At 68.2% G+C, this 22,473-nt stretch carries 25 protein-coding genes; 11 read left to right on the top strand and 14 right to left on the bottom strand.

Annotated elements, in window-relative coordinates:
* Window positions 1-60 precede the first annotated feature (60 nt).
* The gene (locus tag A5706_RS28920) at window positions 61-564 is read left to right on the top strand and encodes a DinB family protein (RefSeq protein ID WP_082964712.1); all 504 of its coding nucleotides are present in this window, start codon (window positions 61-63) and stop codon (window positions 562-564) included.
* Here A5706_RS28920 and A5706_RS28915 read toward each other — a convergent pair.
* Window positions 535-1,656 carry an NmrA family NAD(P)-binding protein gene (locus tag A5706_RS28915; protein WP_068139041.1) on the bottom strand — a complete coding sequence of 374 codons (1,122 nt, stop codon included), beginning with the start codon at window positions 1,654-1,656 and terminating at the stop codon, window positions 535-537. The two genes, A5706_RS28920 and A5706_RS28915, sit on opposite strands and share 30 nt — an antisense overlap.
* Window positions 1,657-1,764: 108 nt before the next feature.
* On the opposite strand from A5706_RS28915, the gene A5706_RS28910 reads away from it, so the two are divergent.
* Genes A5706_RS28910 through A5706_RS28900 form a run of 3 tightly spaced genes read left to right on the top strand, consistent with a single transcriptional unit; the run spans window position 1,765 to window position 5,593 of the window.
* Window positions 1,765-2,376, top strand: coding sequence for a TetR/AcrR family transcriptional regulator (locus tag A5706_RS28910; RefSeq protein WP_068139039.1), 612 nt, complete (start codon window positions 1,765-1,767; stop codon window positions 2,374-2,376).
* A 45-nt stretch (window positions 2,377-2,421) separates the two neighbouring features.
* Window positions 2,422-3,213: a beta-phosphoglucomutase family hydrolase gene (locus tag A5706_RS28905; RefSeq protein WP_068139035.1), complete on the top strand. Its 792-nt coding sequence runs from the start codon at window positions 2,422-2,424 to the stop codon at window positions 3,211-3,213.
* A 13-nt stretch (window positions 3,214-3,226) separates the two neighbouring features.
* Window positions 3,227-5,593: a glycoside hydrolase family 65 protein gene (locus tag A5706_RS28900; protein WP_068139031.1), complete on the top strand. Its 2,367-nt coding sequence runs from the start codon at window positions 3,227-3,229 to the stop codon at window positions 5,591-5,593.
* Here the strand turns inward: A5706_RS28900 and A5706_RS28895 are convergent.
* Window positions 5,587-6,156 (bottom strand): TetR/AcrR family transcriptional regulator, encoded by a 570-nt coding sequence (locus A5706_RS28895; protein ID WP_082964709.1) that lies wholly within the window; start codon window positions 6,154-6,156, stop codon window positions 5,587-5,589. The two genes, A5706_RS28900 and A5706_RS28895, sit on opposite strands and share 7 nt — an antisense overlap.
* Before the next feature lie 62 nt (window positions 6,157-6,218).
* On the opposite strand from A5706_RS28895, the gene A5706_RS28890 reads away from it, so the two are divergent.
* Window positions 6,219-7,136: a TauD/TfdA family dioxygenase gene (locus A5706_RS28890; RefSeq protein WP_068139025.1), complete on the top strand. Its 918-nt coding sequence runs from the start codon at window positions 6,219-6,221 to the stop codon at window positions 7,134-7,136.
* A gap of 9 nt (window positions 7,137-7,145) precedes the next feature.
* Here A5706_RS28890 and A5706_RS28885 read toward each other — a convergent pair whose 3' ends face one another.
* Window positions 7,146-8,882, bottom strand: coding sequence for a GMC oxidoreductase (locus tag A5706_RS28885; protein ID WP_068139022.1), 1,737 nt, complete (start codon window positions 8,880-8,882; stop codon window positions 7,146-7,148).
* A gap of 81 nt (window positions 8,883-8,963) precedes the next feature.
* Between A5706_RS28885 and A5706_RS28880 the strand changes: the two genes are divergently transcribed.
* Together A5706_RS28880 and A5706_RS28875 are read left to right on the top strand one after the other, a co-directional pair.
* Complete coding sequence (locus tag A5706_RS28880; RefSeq protein ID WP_068139020.1) at window positions 8,964-9,185, top strand: antitoxin; 222 nt, start codon at window positions 8,964-8,966, stop codon at window positions 9,183-9,185.
* Window positions 9,186-9,191: 6 nt separating this feature from the next.
* Entirely contained in the window at window positions 9,192-9,608 is a 417-nt protein-coding gene (locus A5706_RS28875) for a type II toxin-antitoxin system VapC family toxin (protein ID WP_068139017.1), read from the top strand.
* Between the two features lie 19 nt (window positions 9,609-9,627).
* Here A5706_RS28875 and A5706_RS28870 read toward each other — a convergent pair whose 3' ends face one another.
* Both A5706_RS28870 and guaB read right to left on the bottom strand, forming a co-directional pair.
* Window positions 9,628-10,755: a GuaB3 family IMP dehydrogenase-related protein gene (locus A5706_RS28870; RefSeq protein WP_068139100.1), complete on the bottom strand. Its 1,128-nt coding sequence runs from the start codon at window positions 10,753-10,755 to the stop codon at window positions 9,628-9,630.
* Window positions 10,756-10,769: 14 nt separating this feature from the next.
* Window positions 10,770-12,383, bottom strand: coding sequence for an IMP dehydrogenase (gene guaB / locus A5706_RS28865; protein ID WP_068139014.1), 1,614 nt, complete (start codon window positions 12,381-12,383; stop codon window positions 10,770-10,772).
* A 140-nt stretch (window positions 12,384-12,523) separates the two neighbouring features.
* Here guaB and A5706_RS28860 point away from each other — a divergent pair, with 140 nt between their 5' ends.
* Window positions 12,524-12,934: a DUF5319 domain-containing protein gene (locus A5706_RS28860; protein ID WP_066933952.1), complete on the top strand. Its 411-nt coding sequence runs from the start codon at window positions 12,524-12,526 to the stop codon at window positions 12,932-12,934.
* A 1-nt stretch (window position 12,935) separates the two neighbouring features.
* Here A5706_RS28860 and A5706_RS28855 read toward each other — a convergent pair whose 3' ends face one another.
* The 3 genes from A5706_RS28855 to A5706_RS28845 form a co-directional block, all read right to left on the bottom strand.
* A complete protein-coding gene (locus tag A5706_RS28855) occupies window positions 12,936-13,694 on the bottom strand; it encodes an anti-sigma-D factor RsdA (RefSeq protein WP_082964708.1) in 759 nt (252 codons plus the stop codon).
* Window positions 13,687-14,262 (bottom strand): sigma-70 family RNA polymerase sigma factor, encoded by a 576-nt coding sequence (locus tag A5706_RS28850; protein WP_082964707.1) that lies wholly within the window; start codon window positions 14,260-14,262, stop codon window positions 13,687-13,689. Before A5706_RS28850 ends, A5706_RS28855 begins: the two co-directional genes overlap by 8 nt.
* 81 nt (window positions 14,263-14,343) lie before the next feature.
* On the bottom strand, window positions 14,344-15,144 hold the full coding sequence (locus A5706_RS28845; RefSeq protein ID WP_068139006.1) for a hypothetical protein: 801 nt from the start codon (window positions 15,142-15,144) through the stop codon (window positions 14,344-14,346).
* Window positions 15,145-15,509: 365 nt separating this feature from the next.
* Here A5706_RS28845 and A5706_RS28840 point away from each other — a divergent pair, with 365 nt between their 5' ends.
* The gene (locus A5706_RS28840) at window positions 15,510-15,818 is read left to right on the top strand and encodes a WhiB family transcriptional regulator (protein ID WP_067009583.1); all 309 of its coding nucleotides are present in this window, start codon (window positions 15,510-15,512) and stop codon (window positions 15,816-15,818) included.
* 234 nt (window positions 15,819-16,052) lie between these two features.
* Window positions 16,053-16,238: a hypothetical protein gene (locus A5706_RS28835; RefSeq protein ID WP_068139004.1), complete on the top strand. Its 186-nt coding sequence runs from the start codon at window positions 16,053-16,055 to the stop codon at window positions 16,236-16,238.
* 4 nt (window positions 16,239-16,242) lie between these two features.
* Here the strand turns inward: A5706_RS28835 and A5706_RS28830 are convergent, their stop codons facing one another.
* Complete coding sequence (locus A5706_RS28830) at window positions 16,243-16,512, bottom strand: hypothetical protein (protein WP_156767393.1); 270 nt, start codon at window positions 16,510-16,512, stop codon at window positions 16,243-16,245.
* 113 nt (window positions 16,513-16,625) lie between these two features.
* On the opposite strand from A5706_RS28830, the gene A5706_RS28825 reads away from it, so the two are divergent.
* The gene (locus tag A5706_RS28825) at window positions 16,626-17,354 is read left to right on the top strand and encodes a superoxide dismutase family protein (RefSeq protein ID WP_068138995.1); all 729 of its coding nucleotides are present in this window, start codon (window positions 16,626-16,628) and stop codon (window positions 17,352-17,354) included.
* 5 nt (window positions 17,355-17,359) lie between these two features.
* Here the strand turns inward: A5706_RS28825 and A5706_RS28820 are convergent, their stop codons facing one another.
* From A5706_RS28820 to groES, 5 genes are all read right to left on the bottom strand, one after another.
* Window positions 17,360-18,460 (bottom strand): ferritin-like domain-containing protein, encoded by a 1,101-nt coding sequence (locus A5706_RS28820; protein WP_068138992.1) that lies wholly within the window; start codon window positions 18,458-18,460, stop codon window positions 17,360-17,362.
* Window positions 18,461-18,612: 152 nt separating this feature from the next.
* Entirely contained in the window at window positions 18,613-19,608 is a 996-nt protein-coding gene (locus A5706_RS28815) for a hypothetical protein (protein ID WP_068138989.1), read from the bottom strand.
* A gap of 221 nt (window positions 19,609-19,829) precedes the next feature.
* Window positions 19,830-20,216 (bottom strand): DUF1330 domain-containing protein, encoded by a 387-nt coding sequence (locus A5706_RS28810; protein ID WP_068138986.1) that lies wholly within the window; start codon window positions 20,214-20,216, stop codon window positions 19,830-19,832.
* Window positions 20,217-20,456: 240 nt separating this feature from the next.
* Complete coding sequence (groL, locus tag A5706_RS28805; RefSeq protein WP_068138983.1) at window positions 20,457-22,073, bottom strand: chaperonin GroEL; 1,617 nt, start codon at window positions 22,071-22,073, stop codon at window positions 20,457-20,459.
* A gap of 77 nt (window positions 22,074-22,150) precedes the next feature.
* Window positions 22,151-22,453, bottom strand: a complete 303-nt coding sequence (groES, locus tag A5706_RS28800) for a co-chaperone GroES (RefSeq protein ID WP_007167930.1) — start codon at window positions 22,451-22,453, stop codon at window positions 22,151-22,153.
* Window positions 22,454-22,473: the final 20 nt, after the last annotated feature.

Below are 22,473 nucleotides of genomic sequence, written 5' to 3'. Positions count from 1 at the left end.
AGCCGCGGTCAAACGACACGGATCCGCATCATCCGGCGCGCACGGCGTCCATAAGCTGTGCTGGTGGAACGCTGCCAGGAGTGCGGATTCGCATACGACCTGACCGCCGCAACGCGGGCCGGCGACGAGATCCGGGGCGGCGTCGCCGAATTGGTCCGGCTGCTCGCCACCGTCGAGCCGGCCACCCTCGCGCGGCGGACCGCGCCACGGCTGTGGTCACCGCTGGAGTACGCCTGTCACCTCCGCGACGTACTGATCACGCAGCGTGAGCGCGTGCTGCTGGCCCGCCGCGTCGACGTGCCCACCGCCGTGCCGATGGGCCGCGACGAACGCGTCGCCCACGAGGGTTACGCCGAAAGCAATCCGGCCGAAGTCGCCGAGGAGCTGACGATCGCGGCGCGGCTGCTGGCGAACACCCTGCGCCGACTCGACGACGCCGACTGGGAGCTCCGCATCGTCTACAACTGGCCGCGGCGCACCCAGCGGACGCTCCGCTGGGTGGCCGTCAACACGCTGCACGAGGTGCGCCACCACCTACTGGACATCGACCGCCAACTTGCCTAGGCCGTACCGGTAGCGGGCCGGGTCGATCGACGGGGCGTGCTCGCGTCGCCACACGGCCGACTCGGCCGAATACCGGGGCCGGGCGGGCTGGGGATGTTGCTGGCGCCTGTCGAAGCGGTTGAGCCGGTGCGCGGGCACCAGGCCGGTCAGCATGAGATTCCCGATCTCGCGCAACACTTTTCCCGGCGTGCGCCGGGTGTCCGCCGCCTCGACGTAGCGGCGTGCGATGGTGACAAAGTCTTCGGGTTCGACCCCGGCGACGTCGCGCACATGGGTGGTCGGTCCGCCCACCTCCCAGACCCCCAGCGCGGTCTCGGGCAGGTAGTGGCGCAATCCGGACTCGAAGTACGTGTCGACTCCGAGCCGCTTGGCGTTAACGTGCACCGCTCGCATGAACATCCACGGGGGCATTTCCATCAGCCGGACCCGCCGCCCCATGGCGTCGCCCACCACCTCCGCAACCTCTTTGCCGGACAACAGCTTTGGTCCGGTCGGGCGGTAGGCGCGACCGTCGTGGCGATGCGGGTCGAGCAGTGCGCCCACCGCGACCCGGGCGATGTCTTCATTGGACGGGGGCGCGTTGAGTCGTCCCCCGGTGCTCGGCGCCGGCAGCACCCCGAGTTGGACGGTAACCGGCAGCGCCATGAAATAGTTGTCCGCGAAGAACCCGGGATCGACCGCGACGTGGGCGGTGTCCGGAAGCAACTGAAACAGCTTGTCGGACAACCAGTGCTGGCGCGTCATCAGCGACGGATGCTCGGGGCTGGCCAGCCACTGACCCAGCGCGACCACCGCCTCGACGCCGGCGTCGCGCGCGGCCACGGCGAAGCTGACCGCGCTGTCGAGCGCGTGCGGGTGGTACGGGGGGTTGAAGAACAACCGGCCCACGCCCTCGACCGCGGCCCGAACCTGTTGAATGTCAAGCATATCCGCCACGACGACCTCGGCGCCCAATTCCCGCAACCGGGCGCTGCGTGCGTCGTCGCGACGCACCAACGCCCGCGTCGGCACGCCCCTTTCCAGCAACTGGGCCACCACGGCGCCGCCTATCCTTCCCGTCGCGCCGGTGACCAGCACACGTGTGTTCGTCATTGAAGTTCCTTCCGCTTCGAACCGAAATGTGACCGATGGTTACATCCGCAGTATGCGACCGCGATGTGACCGTTGTCAACATCTCGACCGCCGTGAGATCGTGATGGCATGAGTTCCGTCGGCCCCCCAGCCAAAAAGGGCTACCACCACGGTGCGTTGCGCTCGGCCCTGGTCGAGGCGAGCATCGCGCTGGCCCGCGAGGGCGGGCCCGACCGGGTGATCCTGCGCGAGGCGGCCCGCGCCGCCGGGGTTTCGCACTCGGCCGCCTACCGCCACTTCGCCGACCGTGAGGCGCTGCTGGCCGAGGTGTCGAGCTACGCGCGCAACGAGCTCGCCGCGCAGATGCGCCGGCGCGTCAATCGCACCAACGACCCGCGCAAGAGGCTGCGCGCGGTCGGCACCGCCTACATCGACTTCGCGATGTCGGAGCCGGGATTGTTTCGCACCGCGTTCACCTCGCATCCCGCGACGTCCCCCGGCGCAACCGATACCACCGCCGACCCATTCGGGGTCCTCGGCCAGGTGCTCGACGAGGCCCAGGCGGCCGGCCTGCTGGACGCGCGGCGCAGGCCGGGAGCCGAAATCGCCGCCTGGTCAGCGGTGCACGGGCTGGCCTGCCTACTGCTCGACGGACCGCTCCCACAAAGCCCTGCGGCCGTCCGTTTCGCACGGGCCCAGGTTTTCGACCTAATCGAGCGCGGCCTGCTGAACGACGCGTGAACGGGCGCCGCGACGGCCGCGATCCCTGGCGGCAGGCATCCCGGCATGGTGGAGTGGGTATCGCACCAAGTAGTCGCCCGTTACCCGAGAGTGAGGTCACCCGTGCTGGGTCTGCCGGAGAAGGTGCGCGCCTGCCTGTTCGACCTCGACGGGGTGCTCACCGATACCGCGAGCGTTCACACCAAGGCCTGGAAGGCCATGTTCGACGCCTACCTGGCCGAGCGGGCCAAGCGAACGGGAGAAAAATTCGTCCCCTTCGACGCGGCCGCCGACTACCGAAAGTACGTGGACGGCAAGAAGCGCGAGGACGGCGTCCGGTCGTTCCTAGAGAGCAGGGGAATCGAGCTGCCGGACGGCAATCCGGACGACCCGGGCGACGCCGAGACGATATACGGCCTGGGCAACCGCAAGAACGACATGTTCCAGAAGGTCCTGCGCGACGACGGCGTGGAGGTGTTCGAGGGATCGCGCCGCTACCTGGAGGCGGTCTCGGCCGCCGGCCTCGGCATCGCCGTGGTGTCCTCGAGCGCCAACACCCGCGACGTCCTCGAGATCACCGGGCTCGACCGATTCGTCCAGAAGCGGGTGGACGGCGTCACGCTGCGCGACGAGCACATCGCCGGCAAGCCGGCCCCCGACTCCTACCTGCGCGGGGCGGAGCTGCTCGGCGTCCCGCCCGAAGCCGCGGCCGTCTTCGAGGACGCGCTGTCCGGCGTTCAGGCGGGCCGGGCCGGTAACTTCGGCTACGTGGTGGGCGTCGACCGGGTGGGCCAGGCCGAGGACCTGCGGCGCAACGGCGCCGACGTGGTGGTCACCGATCTCGCGGACCTGCTGTGAGGCATGATCCCCGATGATTACTGAGGAGTGCTACCCCGTCGAACCGTGGCAGATCCGCGAGACCCGGCTCGACCTGAACCTGCTGGCCCAGTCGGAATCGCTGTTCGCCCTGTCCAACGGGCACATCGGGCTGCGCGGCAACCTCGACGAGGGCGAGCCACACGGCCTGCCGGGCACCTACCTCAACTCCTTCTACGAGATCCGGCCCCTGCCCTACGCCGAGGCCGGCTTCGGCTATCCGGAGGCGGGCCAGACGCTCGTCGACGTCACCAACGGCAAAATCATCCGGCTGTTGGTCGAGGACGAGCCGTTCGACGTTCGCTACGGCGAGCTGCTCTCCCACGAGCGGGTGCTCGACCTGCGTGCCGGGACGCTGACCCGCCGCGCGCACTGGCGCTCGCCCAACGGCAAGCAGGTCCGGGTCGTGTCCACCCGGCTGGTCTCGCTGGCCCAGCGCGGCGTCGCCGCCATCGAGTACGTCGTCGAAGCGGTCGAGGAATTCGTGCGGGTGACCGTGCAGTCCGAACTGGTCACCAACGAGGATCAGCCCGAGACCTCCGACGACCCACGGGTGTCGGCGATCCTGGAGAACCCGCTCGAGGCCGTCGACCACGAAAACACCGAAACCGGAGCAGTTCTCATGCACCGGACCCGGGCCAGCGCGCTGATGATGGCCGCCGCGATGGACCACGAGATCGACGTTCCCGGCCGCGTCGAGTTCAGCACCGACGCCCGTCCCGACCTGGCACGCACCACGGTGATCTGCGGGCTGCGCCCGGGCCAGAAGCTGCGGATCGTCAAGTACCTGGCGTATGGCTGGTCGAGCATGCGCTCCCGCCCGGCGCTGCGCGACCAGGCCGCCGCGGCAATCCACAGCGCCCGCTACAGCGGCTGGCAGGGACTGCTGGACGCGCAACGGTCCTACCTCGACGACTTCTGGCAGAACGCCGACGTCGAGGTGGAGGGCGACCCCGAATCCCAGCAAGCCGTGCGGTTCGGGATGTTTCACCTGCTGCAGGCCAGCGCGCGCGCCGAGCGCCGCGCCATCGCCGCCAAGGGGCTCACCGGAACCGGCTACGACGGCCACGCCTTTTGGGACACAGAGGGTTACGTGCTGCCCGTGCTGAGCTACACCGCGCCGCACACCGTCGCCGACGCGCTGCGGTGGCGGGCGTCCACGCTCGACCTCGCCAAGGAGCGCGCGGCCGAGCTCGGCCTCGACGGCGCCAGCTTCCCCTGGCGGACTATCCGCGGGCAGGAGTGCTCGGCCTACTGGCCGGCCGGGACGGCGGCCTGGCACATCAACGCCGACATCGCTATGGCCTTCGAGCGGTACCGCATCGTCACCGGCGACCACGAGCTGGAGCGGGAGTGCGGGCTGCGGGTGCTGGTCGAGACCGCCCGGCTGTGGATGTCGCTCGGTCACCACGACCGGCACGGCGTCTGGCACCTGGACGGCGTCACCGGCCCCGACGAGTACACGGCGGTCGTGCGCGACAACGTCTTCACCAACCTGATGGCGGCGCACAACCTGATCACGGCCGCTGACGCCTGCAACCGCCACCCCGAGGAGGCGGAGGCGCTGGAGGTCACCAACGAGGAGGCGGCCGCCTGGCGCGACGCCGCCGGCGCCGTCAACATTCCCTATGACGCGGAGCTCGGCGTCCATCAGCAGTGCGAGGGCTTCACCACCTTCGCCGAATGGGACTTCGAAAAGAACACCACCTATCCCCTGCTGTTGCACGAGGCCTACGTGCGGCTCTACCCCGCACAGGTGATCAAGCAGGCCGACCTCGTACTGGCGATGCAGTGGCAGAGCCACGCGTTCACGCCCGAACAGAAGGCGCGCAACGTCGACTACTACGAGCGGCGCATGGTGCGCGACTCGTCACTGTCGGCCTGCACGCAGGCCGTGATGTGCGCCGAGGTCGGCCATCTGGAGCTGGCCCACGACTACGCCTACGAGGCCGCGCTGATCGACCTGCGCGATCTGCACCACAACACCCGCGACGGGCTGCACATGGCCTCGCTGGCCGGGGCCTGGATGACCATGGTCGTCGGGTTCGGCGGCCTGCGCGACGACGAGGGCGTCCTGTCACTGGATCCCCTACTGCCCGACGGCATTTCGCGGCTGCGGTTCCGGTTGCGCTGGCGCGACTTCCGGCTGACCGTCGACGTCAACCACTCCGAAGTCACCTACACGGTGCACGACGGGCCGCACCACGAGCTGGACATCCGGCACGCCGGTGAACAGCTCACCCTGCACACCGACGCGCCGACGACCGTTGCGGTGCACATGCGCAAGCCGCTGCTTCCGGCGCCGCAGCAGCCGCCGGGCCGCGAGCCGCTGCACCGGCGCGCGCTGGCCCGGAGTCAGTGAGGCTCGACGATGCGGGCCACCTCGGCCTGCACCGCCTCGCGCATCTCGTCGTCGGTCAGCTCTTCGAGACCGGTGGCCGAGCGCAGGAAGGGCGCGAACAGTCGCCAACCCAGTTGCAGCGCGAAGCCATTGGCCACGGCCAGACGGGCGCTGCGGTCGTCCTGGTGGGTCGGGCGGAACCGGTCGAACAACAGGTCGGCGCCCGGAAACCGCGACTGCAACTTGCCCGCGGGATAGCCGTCGAGCAACGTGCGGGCCATCACGCGCATGTGGCGGTCCAGCGCCCGCTCGGCCTCCGGGGAAGAGGGGTCGGCCTCCAGCAACGCGGTCGTCGTCGCGCCTAGGTGATCGAGCACGGCGCCCACCAACTGTTCCTTGGCGCCGAAGTACCGGAACACCAGGCCGTGGTTGACCTTTGATCGCGCGGCGATGTCGCGGATCGACGTGGCCGCCGGACCGCGCTCGGCGAACAGGTCGGTGGCCGCCTCCAGGATCGCCGCCACCACCTCTTCCCTCCCGGTGGGATTCTCGCGGCGCTCAACCCTTGCGGTATTGTTAGTCACATGACTACACTACACGTTAGTCAAGTGACTACTACCGCGTTACGGCAAAAAGGACGACTGAAATGACACAGCCAGTGACCGTCACCAAGCTGGGCAGCCGGATCGGCGCCCGAGTAGACGGAGTGAAGCTGGGCGGCGACCTCGACCAGGCCACCGTCGACCAGATCCGAGGGGCTCTGCTGGCCCACAAGGTGATCTTCTTCCGCGGGCAGGACCACCTCGACGACGAGCAACAGCTCGAGTTCGCGCGGCTGCTGGGCACCCCGATCGGCCACCCCGCGGCCGCCTTCCTGGCGGGCAAGGACGCGCCGACCATCACGCCCATCAACTCCGAATACGGCAAAGCGACGCGGTGGCACACCGACGTCACGTTCGCCGCGAACTACCCCGCGGCATCGATCCTGCGCGCGGTCACGCTGCCCAGCTACGGCGGGTCGACGCTGTGGGCCTCCACCGCGGCGGCCTACGACGGGCTGCCCGAGCCGCTCAAATCACTGGTCGAGAACTTGTGGGCGCTGCACACCAACCGCTACGACTACGTGACCCCGGAATCGGTCGAGACGATGACCGAGGCGCAGCGCGCGTTTCGGCAGGCGTTCGACAAGCCCGATTTCCGGACCGAGCACCCGGTGGTGCGCGTGCACCCCGAGACCGGTGAGCGGACGCTGGTGCTGGGCGATTTCGTTCGCGGGTTCGTCGGGCTGGACAGCTACGAATCGACGGTGTTGCACGAGCTGCTGCAACGGCGAATCACCGCGCCCGAGAACACCATTCGCTGGACCTGGAGCTACGGCGACGTCGCCATCTGGGACAACCGGGCCACGCAACACCGTGCCATCGACGACTACGACAACCAGCATCGGCTCATGCACCGGGTCACGCTGATGGGCGACGTGCCCGTCAACGTGCACGGGGAACGCAGCCGGGTCGTCAGCGGGGCCCTGCTCGATGCCACCACCCCAGAGGCGATCGCAAGCTGATTTGAGGGGTCAGCCTGCGGTGCTCACGGGGTTGCTCGGCAGCCAGCGCAACGCGCCCGGCGCATGCGCTGGCACCACCGGGTGCGCGGGCGGAATCGGGGACAGCCTGCGGTAGGTGTCGCCCTGCAGCGGGCGCAGGTCGTTCTCGCCCTTGTTCGGCCACAGCGACGCGGCCCGCTCGGCCTGCGCGGTGATGGACAGCGACGGGTTGACGCCCAGGTTCGCCGAGATCGCCGCGCCGTCCACGACGAAGAGCGTCGGGTAGCCGTAGACCCGGTGATACGGGTCGATGACGCCGCTTTGGGGACCGTCACCGATCACCGCGCCGCCGAGGAAGTGCGCCGTCAGCGGGATGTTGAACAGCTCGCCCCAGGTGCCGCCGGCCACGCCGTCGATCTTGGCGGCGATGCGGCGGGTGACCTCGTTGCCGACCGGGATCCACGACGGGTTGGGCTCGCCGTGCCCCTGTTTGCTGGAATACCAACGGATTCCGAGCTTGCCGCGCTTGGTGAACGTGGTGATCGAGTTGTCCAGGTGCTGCATCACCAGCGCGATCACCGTGCGCTCGCTCCACTGCCGCACGTTGATCATCCGCAGGATCCCACGTGGGTCCTCGCGGCCCTGGTCCAGCAGCTGCTTCCAGCGCGGGGTATCGGTGCCGCCCGGTCCGTGGCCGTCGGTCATCAGCGTCTGCAGCAGCCCCATCGCGTTGGAACCCTTGCCGTAGCGGACGGGTTCGACGTGGGTGTCCGACGTCGGGTGGATCGACGACGTGATCGCCACCCCGTGCGTGAGGTCCAGCTCGGGCTTCACCTCCAGCGTCGCGGCGCCGACGATCGACTCGGAGTTGGTGCGGGTCAGCACGCCGAGGCGTTCCGACAGGCGCGGCAGCTTCCCCTTGTCGCGCATCTTGAACAGCAGGTGCTGCGTCCCCCAGGTGCCCGCGGCCAGGATCAGGTGCGAGGCGGTGTAGGTGCGCCGGTCGCGGCGTAGCCAACTTCCGGTGCGTACCGTCCGGACCTCCCACAGGCCGTCGGGACGCTGCTCGAAGCCCTTCACCGTGGTCATCGGAATGACTTGCGCGCCATTGGCTTCCGCGAGGCCGAGGTAGTTCTTCACCAGCGTGTTCTTGGCGCCGTAGCGGCAGCCGGTCATGCAGCAGCCGCATTCCAGGCAGCCGGTCCGGTCCGGCCCGGCGCCGCCGAAGAACGGGTCCGGCACGGTCTTGCCGGGCGCCTTGGTGCCGTTCGGCCCGAAGAACACCCCCACCGGGGTCGGCACGAATGTGTCGCCGCACCCCATCTCGTCGGCGACTTCCTTCATCAGGCGGTCGGCGTCGGTGAACGTCGGGTTCTCCACCACGCCCAGCATCCGTTGCGCCTGCTCGTAGTGCGGCATCAACTCGTCGCGCCAGTCGGTGATGTGCGCCCACTGCCGATCTTTGAAGAAGGGCTCCGGCGGCACGTACAGGGTGTTGGCGTAGTTGAGCGAACCGCCGCCCACCCCGGCGCCGGCCAGGATCATCACGTTGCGCAGCGGGTGGATCCGCTGGATGCCGTAGCAACCCAGCCGGGGCGCCCACAAGAACTTGCGCAGGTCCCAGGAGGTCTCGGCGAAATCCTGGTCCGAGAAGCGGCGGCCGGCCTCCAGCACGCCCACCCGGTAACCCTTTTCCGTCAGCCGCAGCGCGCTGACGCTGCCCCCAAATCCCGACCCGATGATCAGGACGTCGTAATCCGGCTTCATTGCACCAGTATGGCCATACCGGCCGGTAACAAACCAGTGGTTGTAATCCGCATTGATGTTTTGATGCGATAACATCAAAAGATGCGAACGACTCTCGACCTCGACGATGACGTGATGGCTGCGGCCCGCGAACTCGCGGCAAGCGAGCGGCGGTCGTTAGGCGCCGTCATCTCCGAGCTGGCGCGCCGCGGCCTCACCCCGGCGCGAGTTGAGGCGGAGGACGGATTGCCGATCATCCGCGTCCCACCCGGCACGCCGGCGATCACGCCTGAGATGGTGCGGCGCGCCCTCGACGAAGATTGACCCGCTGTGGGTTTGCTAGATGTCAATGCCCTCGTCGCCCTGGCATGGGATTCACACATCCACCACGTCCCGATGCGTGAGTGGTTCGTCGCCAATGCGTCGGGCGGCTGGGCAACCTGCCCGGTCACCGAAAGCGGTTTCGTGCGCGTATCGACGAACCCGAAGGTGCTTGCCAGTCCGATCGGGATCGCCGATGCACGACGTGTGCTATCGGCACTGAGGGCCACCGATGGTCATCGCTTTCTGGTCGACGATGTGTCGCTTGCCGACGAGGACATCCCGCCGATTGCCGGTTATCGCCAGGTGACGGACGCACACCTGCTGGCGCTTGCCCGCCGCAGGGGCGTCCGCCTCGTCACGTTCGACGCGGCCATCGTCACTCTCGCGAACGGTCGCGACGTCGAACTCCTGACCGCTTTGTGATCGAACCAGTGGCGAGTAATCAGCCCCCGACGGTCAGGCCGACCTTCTGGAACTCCTTGAGGTCGCAGTAACCGGCCTTGGCCATCGACCGGCGCAGGCCGCCGACGAGGTTCAGGCTGCCGAAGGGGTCGTCCGACGGGCCGCCCAGCACCCGCTCCAGCGGCGGCCGCTCACCCACCGCGATCTGCAGCAGCGCCCCGCGGGGCAGCGACGGGTGCGCCGCGGCGGCCGGCCAGAACCAGCCGCCCCCGAGCGCCTCGGCCGCCTCGGCCAGCGGCGTGCCCAGCACCACCGCATCGGCGCCGCAGGCGATGGCCTTGGCCAGCTCGCCCGAGGTGTGGATGTCGCCGTCGGCCAGCACGTGCACGTATCGGCCGCCGGTCTCGTCGAGGTATTCGCGGCGCGCGGCGGCGGCGTCGGCGATCGCGGTGGCCATCGGCACGCTGATGCCCAGCACCTCGTCGCTGGTGGTCACGCCCCGGGTGGAGCCGTAGCCGACGATGACGCCGGCGGCGCCGGTGCGCATCAGGTGCAGCGCGGTGCGGTGGTCGAGCACCCCGCCGGCGACCACCGGCACGTCGAGCTCGGAGATGAAGGTCTTCAGGTTCAGCGGCTCCCCATCGCTGGCCACTCTTTCGGCCGACACGATCGTGCCCTGGATGACCAGCAGGTCGATCCCCGCCTGCAGCAGCACCGGCGTCAGCGCCTGGGCGTTCTGCGGGCTGACCCGCACCGCGGTGATCACCCCCGCCTCGCGGATGCGCGCCACGGCCGACCCCAGCAGGTCCGGGTCCAGCGGCGCCGCGTGCAGTTCCTGCAGCAGCCGGATCGCCGCAGACGGTTCGGGCTCCTTTTCGGCGGCCTCGAGCAGTTGCGCGATCTTGGCCTCGACGTCGGCGTGCCGGCCGATCAGCCCCTCGCCGTTGAGCACGCCCAGCCCGCCGAGCCGGCCCAGCTCGATCGCGAACTCCGGCGACACCAAAGCGTCGGTGGGGTGGGCGATTACCGGAATCTCGAAGCGGTAGGCGTCGAGCTGCCACGTCGTCGACACGTCCTTCGACGACCGGGTGCGCCGCGACGGCACGATGCTGATCTCGCTCAGTTCATACGTGCGACGGGCGACGCGGCCCATGCCGATCTCGACCATTGCCAGTTCGCTGTTCACCGCGCGAAGTAGTTGGGCGCTTCGACGGTCATGGCGACATCGTGCGGGTGGCTCTCGCGCAGCCCGGCCGAGGTGATCCGGACGAACTGCGCCTGCTGCAGCGCCTCGATGGTGGGCGAGCCGGTGTAGCCCATCGCGGCGCGCAGGCCGCCGGTGAGCTGGTGGATCACCGACGACAGCGGTCCGCGGAACGGCACCCGGCCCTCGATGCCCTCGGGCACCAGCTTGTCCTCGGAGAGCGCGTCGTCGGCGAAGTAGCGGTCCTTGGAGTAGGACTTGCCCCCGCCCGACCCGCCGGAGCCCCTGCCCGCCATGGCGCCCAGCGACCCCATGCCGCGGTAGCTCTTGAACTGCTTGCCGTTGACGAAGATCAGCTCGCCGGGCGCCTCCGCGGTGCCGGCCAGCAGCGAGCCGAGCATGGTCGTCGACGCGCCGGCGGCCAGCGCCTTGGCGATATCGCCGGAGTACTGCAGGCCCCCGTCGGCGATGACCGGCACGCCCGATGGGCGACAGGCCGCTACAGCCTCCAGGATCGCGGTGATCTGCGGCGCGCCGACGCCGGCCACCACCCGCGTCGTGCAGATCGAACCCGGGCCCACCCCGACCTTGACCGCGTCGGCCCCGGCGTCGACGAGCGCGGCGGCCGCAGCCCGGGTGGCCACGTTGCCGCCGATGATCTCGACGCGCTCGCCGACCTCGGCCTTGAGTTTGCCGACCATGTCGAGCACCAGCCGGTTGTGCGCGTGCGCGGTGTCCACGATCAGCACGTCGACGCCGGCGTCGACCAGCATCATCGCGCGGACCCAGGCGTCACCGCCGACGCCGACGGCGGCGCCGACCAGCAGCCGCCCGTCGCTGTCCTTGGTGGCCAGCGGGTGCTGTTCGGTCTTGACGAAGTCCTTGACGGTAATCAGCCCGGTCAGCCGGCCGTGCCCGTCGACGACCGGCAGCTTCTCGATCTTGTTGCGGCGCAACAACCCCAGCGCCGCGTCGGCGCTGACGCCCTCCTGGGCGGTGATCAGCGGGGCCTTGGTCATCACCTCGGCGACCTTCTTGGTCTGATCCACCTCGAAGCGCATGTCGCGGTTGGTGATGATGCCGACCAGCGCGCCGTCGTCGTCGACGACGGGCAGCCCGGAGATCCGGAACCGGGCGCACAGCGCGTCGACCTGAGCCAGCGTGTTGTCGGGGCGGCAGGTGACCGGATCGGTGACCATGCCGGCCTCGGAGCGCTTCACCATCTCGACCTGGCCGGCCTGCTCGGCGACCGGCAGGTTGCGGTGCAGGACCCCCATGCCGCCGGCCCGGGCCATCGCGATCGCCATCCGCGACTCGGTGACGGTGTCCATCGCCGAGCTGACCAGCGGCACCTTCAGCCTGATCTTCCTGGTGAGCTGGCTGGAGGTGTCCGCCGTGGCCGGGACCACGTCGGAGGCCGCGGGCAGCAGCAACACGTCGTCGAACGTCAATCCGAGCATCGCGATTTTGTAGGGGTTGTCGCCCCCGGTAGGCAACGGGTCGTGGTCCAGTCCGGGGATGTGGGGGTCGCGCAGGTACGGGCTGGCAACCAGGTCGGAGCTGTCTTCTAAATGGGACATGCCACGGGACATCGGTGGGGCCCTCCATACGCGCGCGGAGTGAGAAGCCCATCCTATCGGCTCGCAGGGACAGCGGACCCGCTTGCCCGGGCGCCACGCGGCGCGCGTCTCCCTGCTGGCGCGATGACGGCCCGCCTGCGTAGTCTAGAGGCGTGCGTGACCACCTCCCACCGGGTTTGCCACCCGACCCGTTCGCCGACGACCCCTGCGATCCGTCGGCTGCGCTCGAAGCCGTCGAACCGGGGCAACCCCTGGATCAGCAAGAGCGGATGGCGGTCGAGGCGGACCTGGCCGATTTGGCCGTTTACGAGGCCCTGCTGGCGCACAAGGGAATTCGCGGACTCGTGGTGTGCTGCGACGAATGTCAGCAGGACCACTACCACGACTGGGACATGTTGCGCGCCAACCTGTTGCAACTGCTCATCGACGGCACCGTCCGCCCGCACGAGCCCGCCTACGACCCCGAACCCGACTCCTATGTCACGTGGGATTACTGCCGGGGATACGCCGACGCCTCGCTGAACGAAGCGACGTCAGACGCGGACGGGTTTCACCGCCGCTGAGCTAGGGCGTGTCGTCCGGCGCCGCTGAGGGCGGCGTGGACGAGTGTCCGTGATGCCGATGCCGCCCGGACGACGGGCTCGTTGTGGGGCTCGTCGTCGAACTTGCTGATGGGCTCGGTGGGGTCGTAGTCGGCGCGGCGGGCGAGGTGGACGACGCGGCCGGCGCCTTGGGCTTCGGCGCGGCCGGCGGCAGCGTCGCGTTCGGGTTGCGCGATTCGACCCGGGTGTTGAGCAGGTTCACCTCGTCCAACAGGTCGTTGCGGCTGGCCCCGTCGTTCATTGACTGCACTGTGGTGCTGACCTCGGCCAGCTGATTCTGCGCTTGGGTCCACTGGCCCTGGTCGATCATTTGCTGAACCTTGGCCAGTTCGGCCTTGGCCGACAGCTCGATCTGGCTGTCCTTGACCCGCGGCTGGTCGAAGAACATCGCGTGCAGGCCGTACAGCGTGTCGCCGGGACGGGCCTCGACCACCATGGCCCCGAAACCGCTCAGCACCAGCAGTGTGGCGGCCACCGATCCGATCGTGGCGAGGCCGCGGCGGGCGCGCCGTCGCTCGGCCAGCCCGGCGTGCAGCGCCCCGACGGCCTCTTCCGGGGAAACCAGCGCGCTGGCCGGCGGCCAGCGCAGGTCGTCTCGCCAGTCGGCCAGCAGGACGGCCAACGCGTCATCGTTGGGGTCGTCCAGATCGACCGGCCGACGCTCGGCCAACGCGTCGAGAAGCAAGTCGGTGCTGGCGAATTCGTCCAGGGATTCAGGCATAGTCACCCGCCGCGACGATTTCGGACTTGAGCCGGGACAGCGCCCGGTGCTGGGCCACGCGGACCGCCCCCGTCGTGCTGCCGACGGCGGCGGCGGTCTCCTCGGCGGACAGGCCGACGACCACTCGCAGGATCAGGATCTCGCGCTGCTTGGCCGGCAGGATCTCGAGCAACTCGTTCATTCGGCTGACCGAGTCGGCCTCGATGGCGCGTTGCTCCGGGCCCGCGTCGGTCGACCAGCGTTCGGGGATGGTCTCGGCCGGGTAGGCGAGGTCACGACCGGCGGCCCGGTGCGCGTCGGCGACCTTGTGGGCCGCGATGCCGTACAGGAACGCGAGGAATGGGCGTCCCCGCTCCCGATAGCGCGGCAGCGCCGTGATGGTGGCCAAGCACACCTCCTGAGCCACGTCGTCGGCTGTCAGACCACCCCGTGCGACCGTGCCGACTCGCGCGCGGCAATATCGGACGACGATCGGACGGATGGTCTCCAGCACCTCCCGTAGGGCGTTCCGGTCCCCCGCCACGGCCTCCGCAACCACAGCGTCGAGACGTTCCCCTTGAATTGTCATCGACGGCGGTTGCTCCAACGTTACGAACGGGACACATCGCGGGCTAACTAACGCAATGACAATAACGGGCCGAAGGCCGTTTCAAGCGGAACGCCACGCGCCCCCGGCGCGCCGCACCTGGCCTGCGCAGATATCGCGAATTTCACGCAGCTTTTGTGTTGAAAACGTGACACTTTCGATGTCGATCAGCAAGCAAGCCAGCGCCCATCGAAGCGGGATCAGATTGGACCGGCCGGTGGCGTCCAGCGCCGCCTCGGCGACGGCGCGGGCGCGCTCGATTCGGCCGGCGCTGCACAGCGCCGCGGCCAGCACCACGTCGCTCTTGACCCGGTGCCGTACCGACGAAACGACCATCGCCTCCGCCAGCCGCACGGCCTCCTCGGCGTGGCGCACGGCCGACGCACCGTCCCCGGAGGCCATCGCCAACTCGGCGGCCACCCATCCCTGGCGCACCGGGAGACGGTCCGGGACCGCCCCCAGGTCCACACGGCCCAACAACGTTGCCGCGGCGGCGAACCGGCCGACCCCCAGCGCGTCGGCCGCCAACCCGATCAGCGCATCGGCGCGCGCCTCGGCGTCCGCCCCGGCCAACGCGAGCGCGCGGCCGTCCCAGCCCCGCGCCAGTTCATGCCAGCCGAGCTGGCGCAGGAACGAGCCATGTGTGCTGTGCGCCAGCGACGTCAACCGGCCGCCGGTGCGGCGCAGCTCCGCCAGGTCGTGGTAGGCGCTGCCGTAGCGGCCCTGCCCGCCCGCAGCGACGGCCCGCCACCACAGTTGCTGCGGAGTGCTCGCGGACGGCAGCGGCCAGGCTCCGGGTTGCTCCCCGAAGGCGGCGGCGGCCAGTGTGCTCTTAATCACCGAAGTGTGACCAGTTTCAATCACGGTGATAGTAGTAAACACTTCGTGCTGTTCTTGTTACCGAGCTGTTAATCGCCAAGAGCTGCGTACTAATTGCTCCCCCCACTGTCTTGCGCGCTGAGCTGGGAAATCACGGTCCGGTCAAGCGCCTGGTAGCACGGTCTTTGGTCAGCAAAAGCGTGGCACATGAACGGCGAGTTAATTCTCTTACAACGCTTACATATTTTGGCGACCTAAGTGGCTATTGACGGAAATTCGCCGCCCGCCCTAAGTTCTACTTCGACGGGTAGTCAGCGGTGACCCCACTCGAAAATCGGTTGCACAATCGCTTGTCGGACGCTTCGCGAACCTGAACTTCTGGGCGTGCCGTGCAGAGAGGGAACGATCCAATGCCACAGCCGGAGCAGCTACCTGGCCCCAACGCCGACATCTGGAACTGGCAACTGCAAGGCCTGTGCCGCGGCGTTGACTCGTCGATGTTCTTCCACCCCGACGGCGAGCGCGGCCGCGCCCGCATGCAGCGCGAGCAGCGCGCCAAGGAGATGTGCCGGCGGTGCCCGGTGATCCAGGAGTGCCGGTCCCACGCGCTGGAAGTTGGTGAGCCGTACGGAGTTTGGGGTGGCCTGTCGGAATCCGAGCGCGACATGCTGCTGAAGGGCGACATCGGCCGCAACCGCGGAATCCGCCGCTCGGCCTAGTGCGCCCCGGCGCCCAACAGGCCGCCGGAGGAGATCATCACCGCGAGCCACGAGGCTATTCCCGCGCATCGTCATTTCTTTCCCTCCGGCTTCGCTCTTGGTCCCGAGCGTGCCGGGCGGGGCTTGGCGAATTCTGCACAGTTCCTTGTTTGCCGAATTTGTCGGTGAACAATTCGCGGCCGCAGTCCGTGTCTTAGGAGTGGGCCGCGCGCCGCAGGCCACTCGTTCGTCACCGTGCTGGACGCCCACGCCAGCGAGGAAGAGCGCGACTTATGCCCGGCCCCAATCGATTTGAATGCAGTCCTGCTCGAGGCGCTGGGAAACCGGATGATCGAGCGCATCGTCGAGCTGCGTGAATCGAGCATCCACCGGCTCCGCGTTCGCGGGCGTAAGGCGCTGCTCAGCGCGCTGGGCGGGTAGCCCTTCAGAGGTTCGTCGGCGCGCCCAGCGCGCCCGGCGTGCGCGGAACGCGGCCGGTAAGCAGGTTGTGCATGGCGGTGGCATCGTGTGCGGCGGCGATGGCGGCCCGCAGGTGCCACTCTTGGCCGTCTTCGGTGTACGCGACCATCTGCCGGGCGGCAAAGCTGTAGAGAGACTGGATCATGGGCAGATTCCGCGTGCGGGCCACGTCGGCTATCCAGAGGTAGCTCGACGCCTGCCTGAGCGCTTCCGCCAATTGCGGTTCGGAGACCACCCAACCCACGCTCGCACACCGCGAGCGCGAGGAGCATCGGCCGCGACCCTGCTCACATACCTCTCATATCTTTTTCGGCGTTTGATATTTGCTCATCGGGGTAGGCCCAGCCCATGAAACGGGAAGTGGCATTTGCGGTCGCGGCGCTCACCGCGACCATCGCGCCGCTGGGCGCATGCGCAAACCAGGGCGGCAACCAGTCCACCACGTCACCGTCCTCGAGCGCGTCGGCCGGCGCGGAGAGGATGACCACCCAGTTGAAGAGCGCCGACGGCACCCAGGTCGCCAACGCCACCATCGATTTCACCAGCGGCTACGCCACGGTGACCGTGGAGGCCGGCCCGAACCAGGTCCTGACCCAGGGCTTCCACGGGCTGCAAATCCACGCGGTGGGCAAGTGCGAGGGCGGGGACTTCAGCTCCGCCGGGAGCGTGTATCAGGCGCCGGGCCACACGGGCTATCCGGCTAGCGGCGACCTGACCGCGCTGCAAGTGCGCTCCGACGGCTCGGCGAAGCTCGTCACCACCACGAACTCGTTCACCGCCGCGGACCTGAGAAACAGCTCGGGCACCGCGCTGGTCATCCACCAGGCCGCCGACAATCTCGGCGGCACGTCCAGCGGTGATTCTGGTAAGCGGCTGGCCTGCGGCGTCATCACCGCGGCCGCCGCGACGACGACGTCGTCGACCACGGAGACCACCACCGTCACCACGGTGACGACCGCCGTGCCCCCGCCGTCCACCAGCACCAGCACGAGCACCGTCACCGTCACCAGCACCCCGACCGTCACGACCACGCCGAGCTACACCTGGACGACCCCGCCCAGCCTTCCTCCGCGCTAGTTGGGTTAGCTCGCGCCCGCCGCGATCACCTCGTCCACTTCGAGCGCCCGGTCGGCCATCTCGGCGTGTGCCTTGTCCAGCGCATAGGCCTGATCCTCGTCGGCTTTCATCAGCGCCTCGATGTTGGAGCCCGCCAGGTCGAGGACGCCCATCTCCGTGAAGGCCTTCTGCACCTTGTCGCCCCACAACCCGATGTCCTTGACGATCGGCACGATCCGGCTGAACAGGTGGGAGCGGAACTGGATCATCAGCGGCGACGTGTCGACCCACTCGGCACACGCCTTGACGTCGAGGCCGAGGGTTTCGAAAACCTCCTCGCCGCGGAACCGGTCGCGCATCAGGTAGCAGGCGTCGACAACGAACTCTTCACGCTCATCGCGCTCGGCTTCGGTCAGCGCGGAGTAGTAGTCCTTCAACGAGATTCGGCCGAAGGCCACGTGCCGGGCCTCGTCCTGCATGACGTATGCCAGCACCTGCTTGGCCAGCGAGTCCGGCGGCGCCAAGTCGCGCAGCGTCCCGAAGGCGGCGAGTGCGAGCCCTTCGATGAGGACCTGCATGCCGAGATACGGCATGTCCCAACGCGAGTCGCGCAGGGTGTCGTCCAGCAATTGGGTCAGGTTCTTGTTGATCGGGTAGACGAGACCGACCTTCTCCTGCAGGAACCGCGAGAACGTCTCCACGTGCCGGGCCTCGTCCATGGTCTGGGTGGCCGCGTAGAACTTCGCGTCCAAGTCAGGGACGACCTCGACGATCTTGGCCGCGCACACCATCGCCCCCTGCTCGCCGTGCAGGAACTGGGAGAACTGCCAGGCCTGGGAATGCCGGCGCATCTCCGCGCGACGCGATTCGTCTGCGGCTTCCCACACCGGGCTGCCGAACAGCGGATGGAACTCGTCCGGCAGCCCGACCGGGTTGTCGGGGTCGACGTCTTGCGCCCAGTCGATGCGCGACTGCGCATCCCACTGTTTGTCCTTTCCCTTTTGGTACAGAGAGAGGAGCCGGGCCCGACCCTCGTCGTACTCCCAGGTGAAGCGCGCATCGCCGGCACTGGGGACCGTCCACGAGTAGGGCTCGGGTACGTCCGTGTACTTGTCCCTGGTGGTCATGAGTTCTCGCCTCTCCGCCCGGTATGACCAGTGGTCATATGACGAGTATCACACTGCACCTCGTACGGCAGCCGCGTCAACCATCCCCGCCGGCGAAGGGGCTTCGACTTGCCCTTCAGGGCGTGAGCACCCGGTGGGTCAGTCCCAGCTACCTAACCGTCCAGGTTCGCGGTCAAGCCGAATTCCTCGACGAGCGCCCGCGAATCCGCGTCGGTGACCCTAAAATCGGGTCCCGTCTTTTGCTTTGGCACCTGGCCACGCCACCTACCGCGACATCGGATGGTCAGGGTTTGCAAGTCCGGAATGCTCACGACCAGGAGCGGCACGTTCCGCGTCGACGTGTCATCGACCTGCCGGTAATTTGCCGGTGTCGCCGTCACCTGAGCCTGTGAAGCCGAGGCAATGAGTGCGTTGGTGTTCGGGTCGAACACCCGGACCGCATCTTTGCCCACCTCAAGGAGAAGCGGGGGACGCGGGGCTGGTGGTTTTCGTCCGATTACGCGCGGCCCCATCGGTTCGGACGGATACAGCAGACAGCGAAGCGGCTCGCCTGGAGCAGGCCCGCGGACATCCAGCCCAGAGCGGCGGGCGACCATGTTGAGGACCTCATCGAAGTCGGCCGCCGGCAACCACCCGTCGACTGTGTTGGCGAGCGGGGCTCGCAGTGGTGTTGCAGTGCTGAGGCGATGGTCTCGTCCCCCGAGAACAAAGCGGTGCGGACCGGATTGCAGGTGAAGCGCCGTACCCGACAACGTGATGGACTGCCCAACGGTGAACAGGCCCAGCTTCGCGTCCTTGAATGAAAAGGCCTCGCCTGTCCTGTCTTTGACCGTCAGGGCATCGCTGGTGAGGTAAATCGGAATCCTTTTGTTCCAACCCCATCGCCGAACGCCGACGACACCGAAAAGGGCTAGTCCGATAGCAATGACGCCGATAACCACCCAGCCAATCGCGAACGCGGAACGAACCGCGAACATCACTGCGAACACGGCCGCGAGTGCAGCCCACGCCGCGTAAATGCAAACGTAGAGCCATGTCTGCATCCGGGGACTGGTCGCCACGAAACGGCGCGGCTCTGTAGCGCCCTGCTGCTCGGCAAGTTGCCGCTCAAGCTCGGCGATGCGTTGCTCGGGGTCGTTCGCCTCCATCAGCGAATGCTCCCACCGAGGGGCCACCGCTGCCACCCCGTCTTGCTGCCGGGCCGCTCAGAACGAAAACGCCCCCGGCCGCGGTGACCGGGGGTGCCTCGTTAACCGCTTGACCTAGTGGTGGTGGTGACCGTGGCCGTAGTCGTCCTCGGCCTCGGCGGGCTTCTCGACCACCGCCGTCTCGGTGGTAGCGAATTACAGCCACGTTGCGCCGCGATTCGTCAGCGGCTGACCTTCCACGGGTCGGTGGCGATCAGATGGGTGCTTTCCAGCGCCGCCACCCTGTGCGCGTTGGCCTTCTCGTGGTAGTCGGAGTTGCCTGCCATAGCTAGGAAGGCTGCACGTGACGGGTATCGGACCACGAGGATCGCGTCCCACCACGGCTTGTCGATATCACCGACCACGACATGGCTCGCGTCTCCCGCATACAGCACGGTGGCTCCCACCGATTCGAGGAATGGTTTGACCTCTTCGGCATAGCGGTGATAGCTCTTGTCGCCACCGGGTCCGAACTGCAGCAGGTTGACCATGACGACGGGCGCATCGCTTTCAGCCGCGGCCGATAGTAGTGCAGCCATCTGGGTTTCGGTGGGTTCGATGCTGGCCATGCCTCATCCATCCTGTCTGTCGAACTCGCGGGAGATTGTCCGGTGGTTCGCGAACGCAGCGACGCGCTAACGCGAGAGCAGACCACACGCTATCCGCCACCTCCGACATGAGAGCTCCACTAACGCGCGTCGAGACGTCGCGCAGCAGCTCAGATCCCGTGCGCACGTATCCCCACCACCTCGAAACACACGGAAACACCCCCGGCCCTGTCGGGCCGGGGGTGTTCTGTGTAGCGCTACCTAGTGGTGGTGATGACCGTGGCCGTGGTCGTCCTCGGCCTCGGCGGGCTTCTCGACCACCGCCGTCTCGGTGGTGAGCACCATCCGGGCCACCGACGCCGCGTTGACGACGGCCGACCGGGTCACCTTGACGGGGTCGATCACGCCGGCGCCGAGCAGGTCGCCGTATTCCAGCGTCTCGGCGTTCAGGCCCTGCCCGACGGGCAGCTCGCTGACCTTGTTCACCGCGACCGAGCCGTCCAGCCCGGCGTTGGTGGCGATCCAGTACAGGGGCGCCGCCAGCGCCGCGGAGAACACGTCGACGCCGAGCGCCTCGTCGCCGCTGAGGGTTGCGCGCAGCTCCTGCAACGCCTTTCGGGCGTGGATGAGCGCCGTTCCGCCACCCGCGACGATGCCCTCCTCGACGGCGGCCTTGGCGGCCGCGACGGCGTCCTCGACGCTTTCCTTACGCTCCTTGAGCGCCGTCTCGGTGGCAGCACCGACCTTGATGACGGCCACGCCGCCGGCCAGCTTGGCCAGCCGCTCCTGCAGCTTCTCGCGATCCCAGTCGGAGTCGCTCTTCTCGATCTCGGCGCGCAACTGCTTGACGCGGTTCGCGACCGCCTCCTTGGAGCCGCCGCCCTCGACGATGATCGTGTCGTCCTTGCTGACGACCACGCGGCGGGCCGAGCCCAGCACCTCGGCGCCGACCTCGCGCAGCAGCAGGCCGGCGTCGGGGTTGATCACCTGCCCGCCCGTGACCACCGCCAGGTCCTCGAGGAACGCCTTGCGGCGGTCACCGAAGAACGGCGCCTTGACCGCAACGGCCTTCAGCGTCTTGCGGATCGAGTTCACGACCAGCGTCGCCAGGGCCTCGCCCTCGATGTCCTCGGCGACGATCAGCAGCGGCTTGCCCGATTCGGCGACCTTCTCCAGCATCGGCAGCAGGTCGGGCAGCGAGCTGATCTTCTCCTGGTGCAGCAGGATCAGCGGGTCGTCGAGCACGGCCTCCTGCGAGTCGAAGTCCGTGACGAAATACGCCGACAGGAAGCCCTTGTCGAAGCCGACGCCCTCGGTGAACTCCAGCTCGGTGTTAAGGGTGGAGGATTCCTCGACGCTGACAACGCCGTCGGCGCCGACCTTGGTCATCGCCTCGCCAACCAGCTCGCCGATGTGCGGGTCGCGCGACGACACGGTCGCCACCTGCGCGATCCCCTCCTTGCCGGAGACCGGGGTGGCCTCCGCCAGCAGCGCCTCGGACACCGCGTCGCCGGCCTTGCCGATCCCGACGCCCAGCGCGATCGGGTTGGCACCGGCGGCGACCATGCGCAGTCCGTCCTTGACCAGCGCCTGCGCCAGCACGGTCGCGGTGGTGGTGCCGTCGCCCGCGACGTCGTTGGTCTTGGTGGCCACCGACTTCACCAGCTGGGCACCCAGGTTCTCGAACGGGTCCTCGAGGTCGATCTCCCGCGCGACGGTGACACCGTCGTTCGTGACCGCGGGTCCGCCGAATGCCTTGGCCAGCACCACGTGCCGGCCGCGCGGCCCCAGCGTCACCCGGACGGCGTCGGCGAGCTTGTTCACGCCGGCCTCCATGGCGCGGCGCGCGGTTTCGTCGTACTCAATAATTTTGCTCATCAGGCTCCTTCACAACGCATGCCGCCCCGGAAATCACCCGCGGGATGCGCGGGGATCGCCGGGGCGGAACACGGTCCTTACTTGGATACGACAGCCAGCACGTCGCGCGCGGACAGGATCAGGTACTCCTCGCCGTTGTACTTGATCTCGGTGCCGCCGTACTTGCTGTAGATGACGGTGTCACCCTCCGAGACGTCCAGCGGGATCCGCTTCTCGCCGTCCTCGTCCCACCGGCCCGGGCCGACTGCGACGACGGTGCCTTCCTGCGGCTTCTCCTTGGCGGTGTCAGGAATGACCAGACCGGACGCGGTCGTGGTCTCGGCCTCGTTGGCCTGCACGAGAATCTTGTCCTCGAGTGGCTTGATGTTCACCTTCGCCACGATTGGAGCCCTCCACTAGT

This window comes from Mycobacterium sp. E796 (assembly GCF_001672815.1).
Lineage (GTDB): Bacteria > Actinomycetota > Actinomycetes > Mycobacteriales > Mycobacteriaceae > Mycobacterium.
This window is presented reverse-complemented; position numbering and strand designations above follow the sequence as displayed.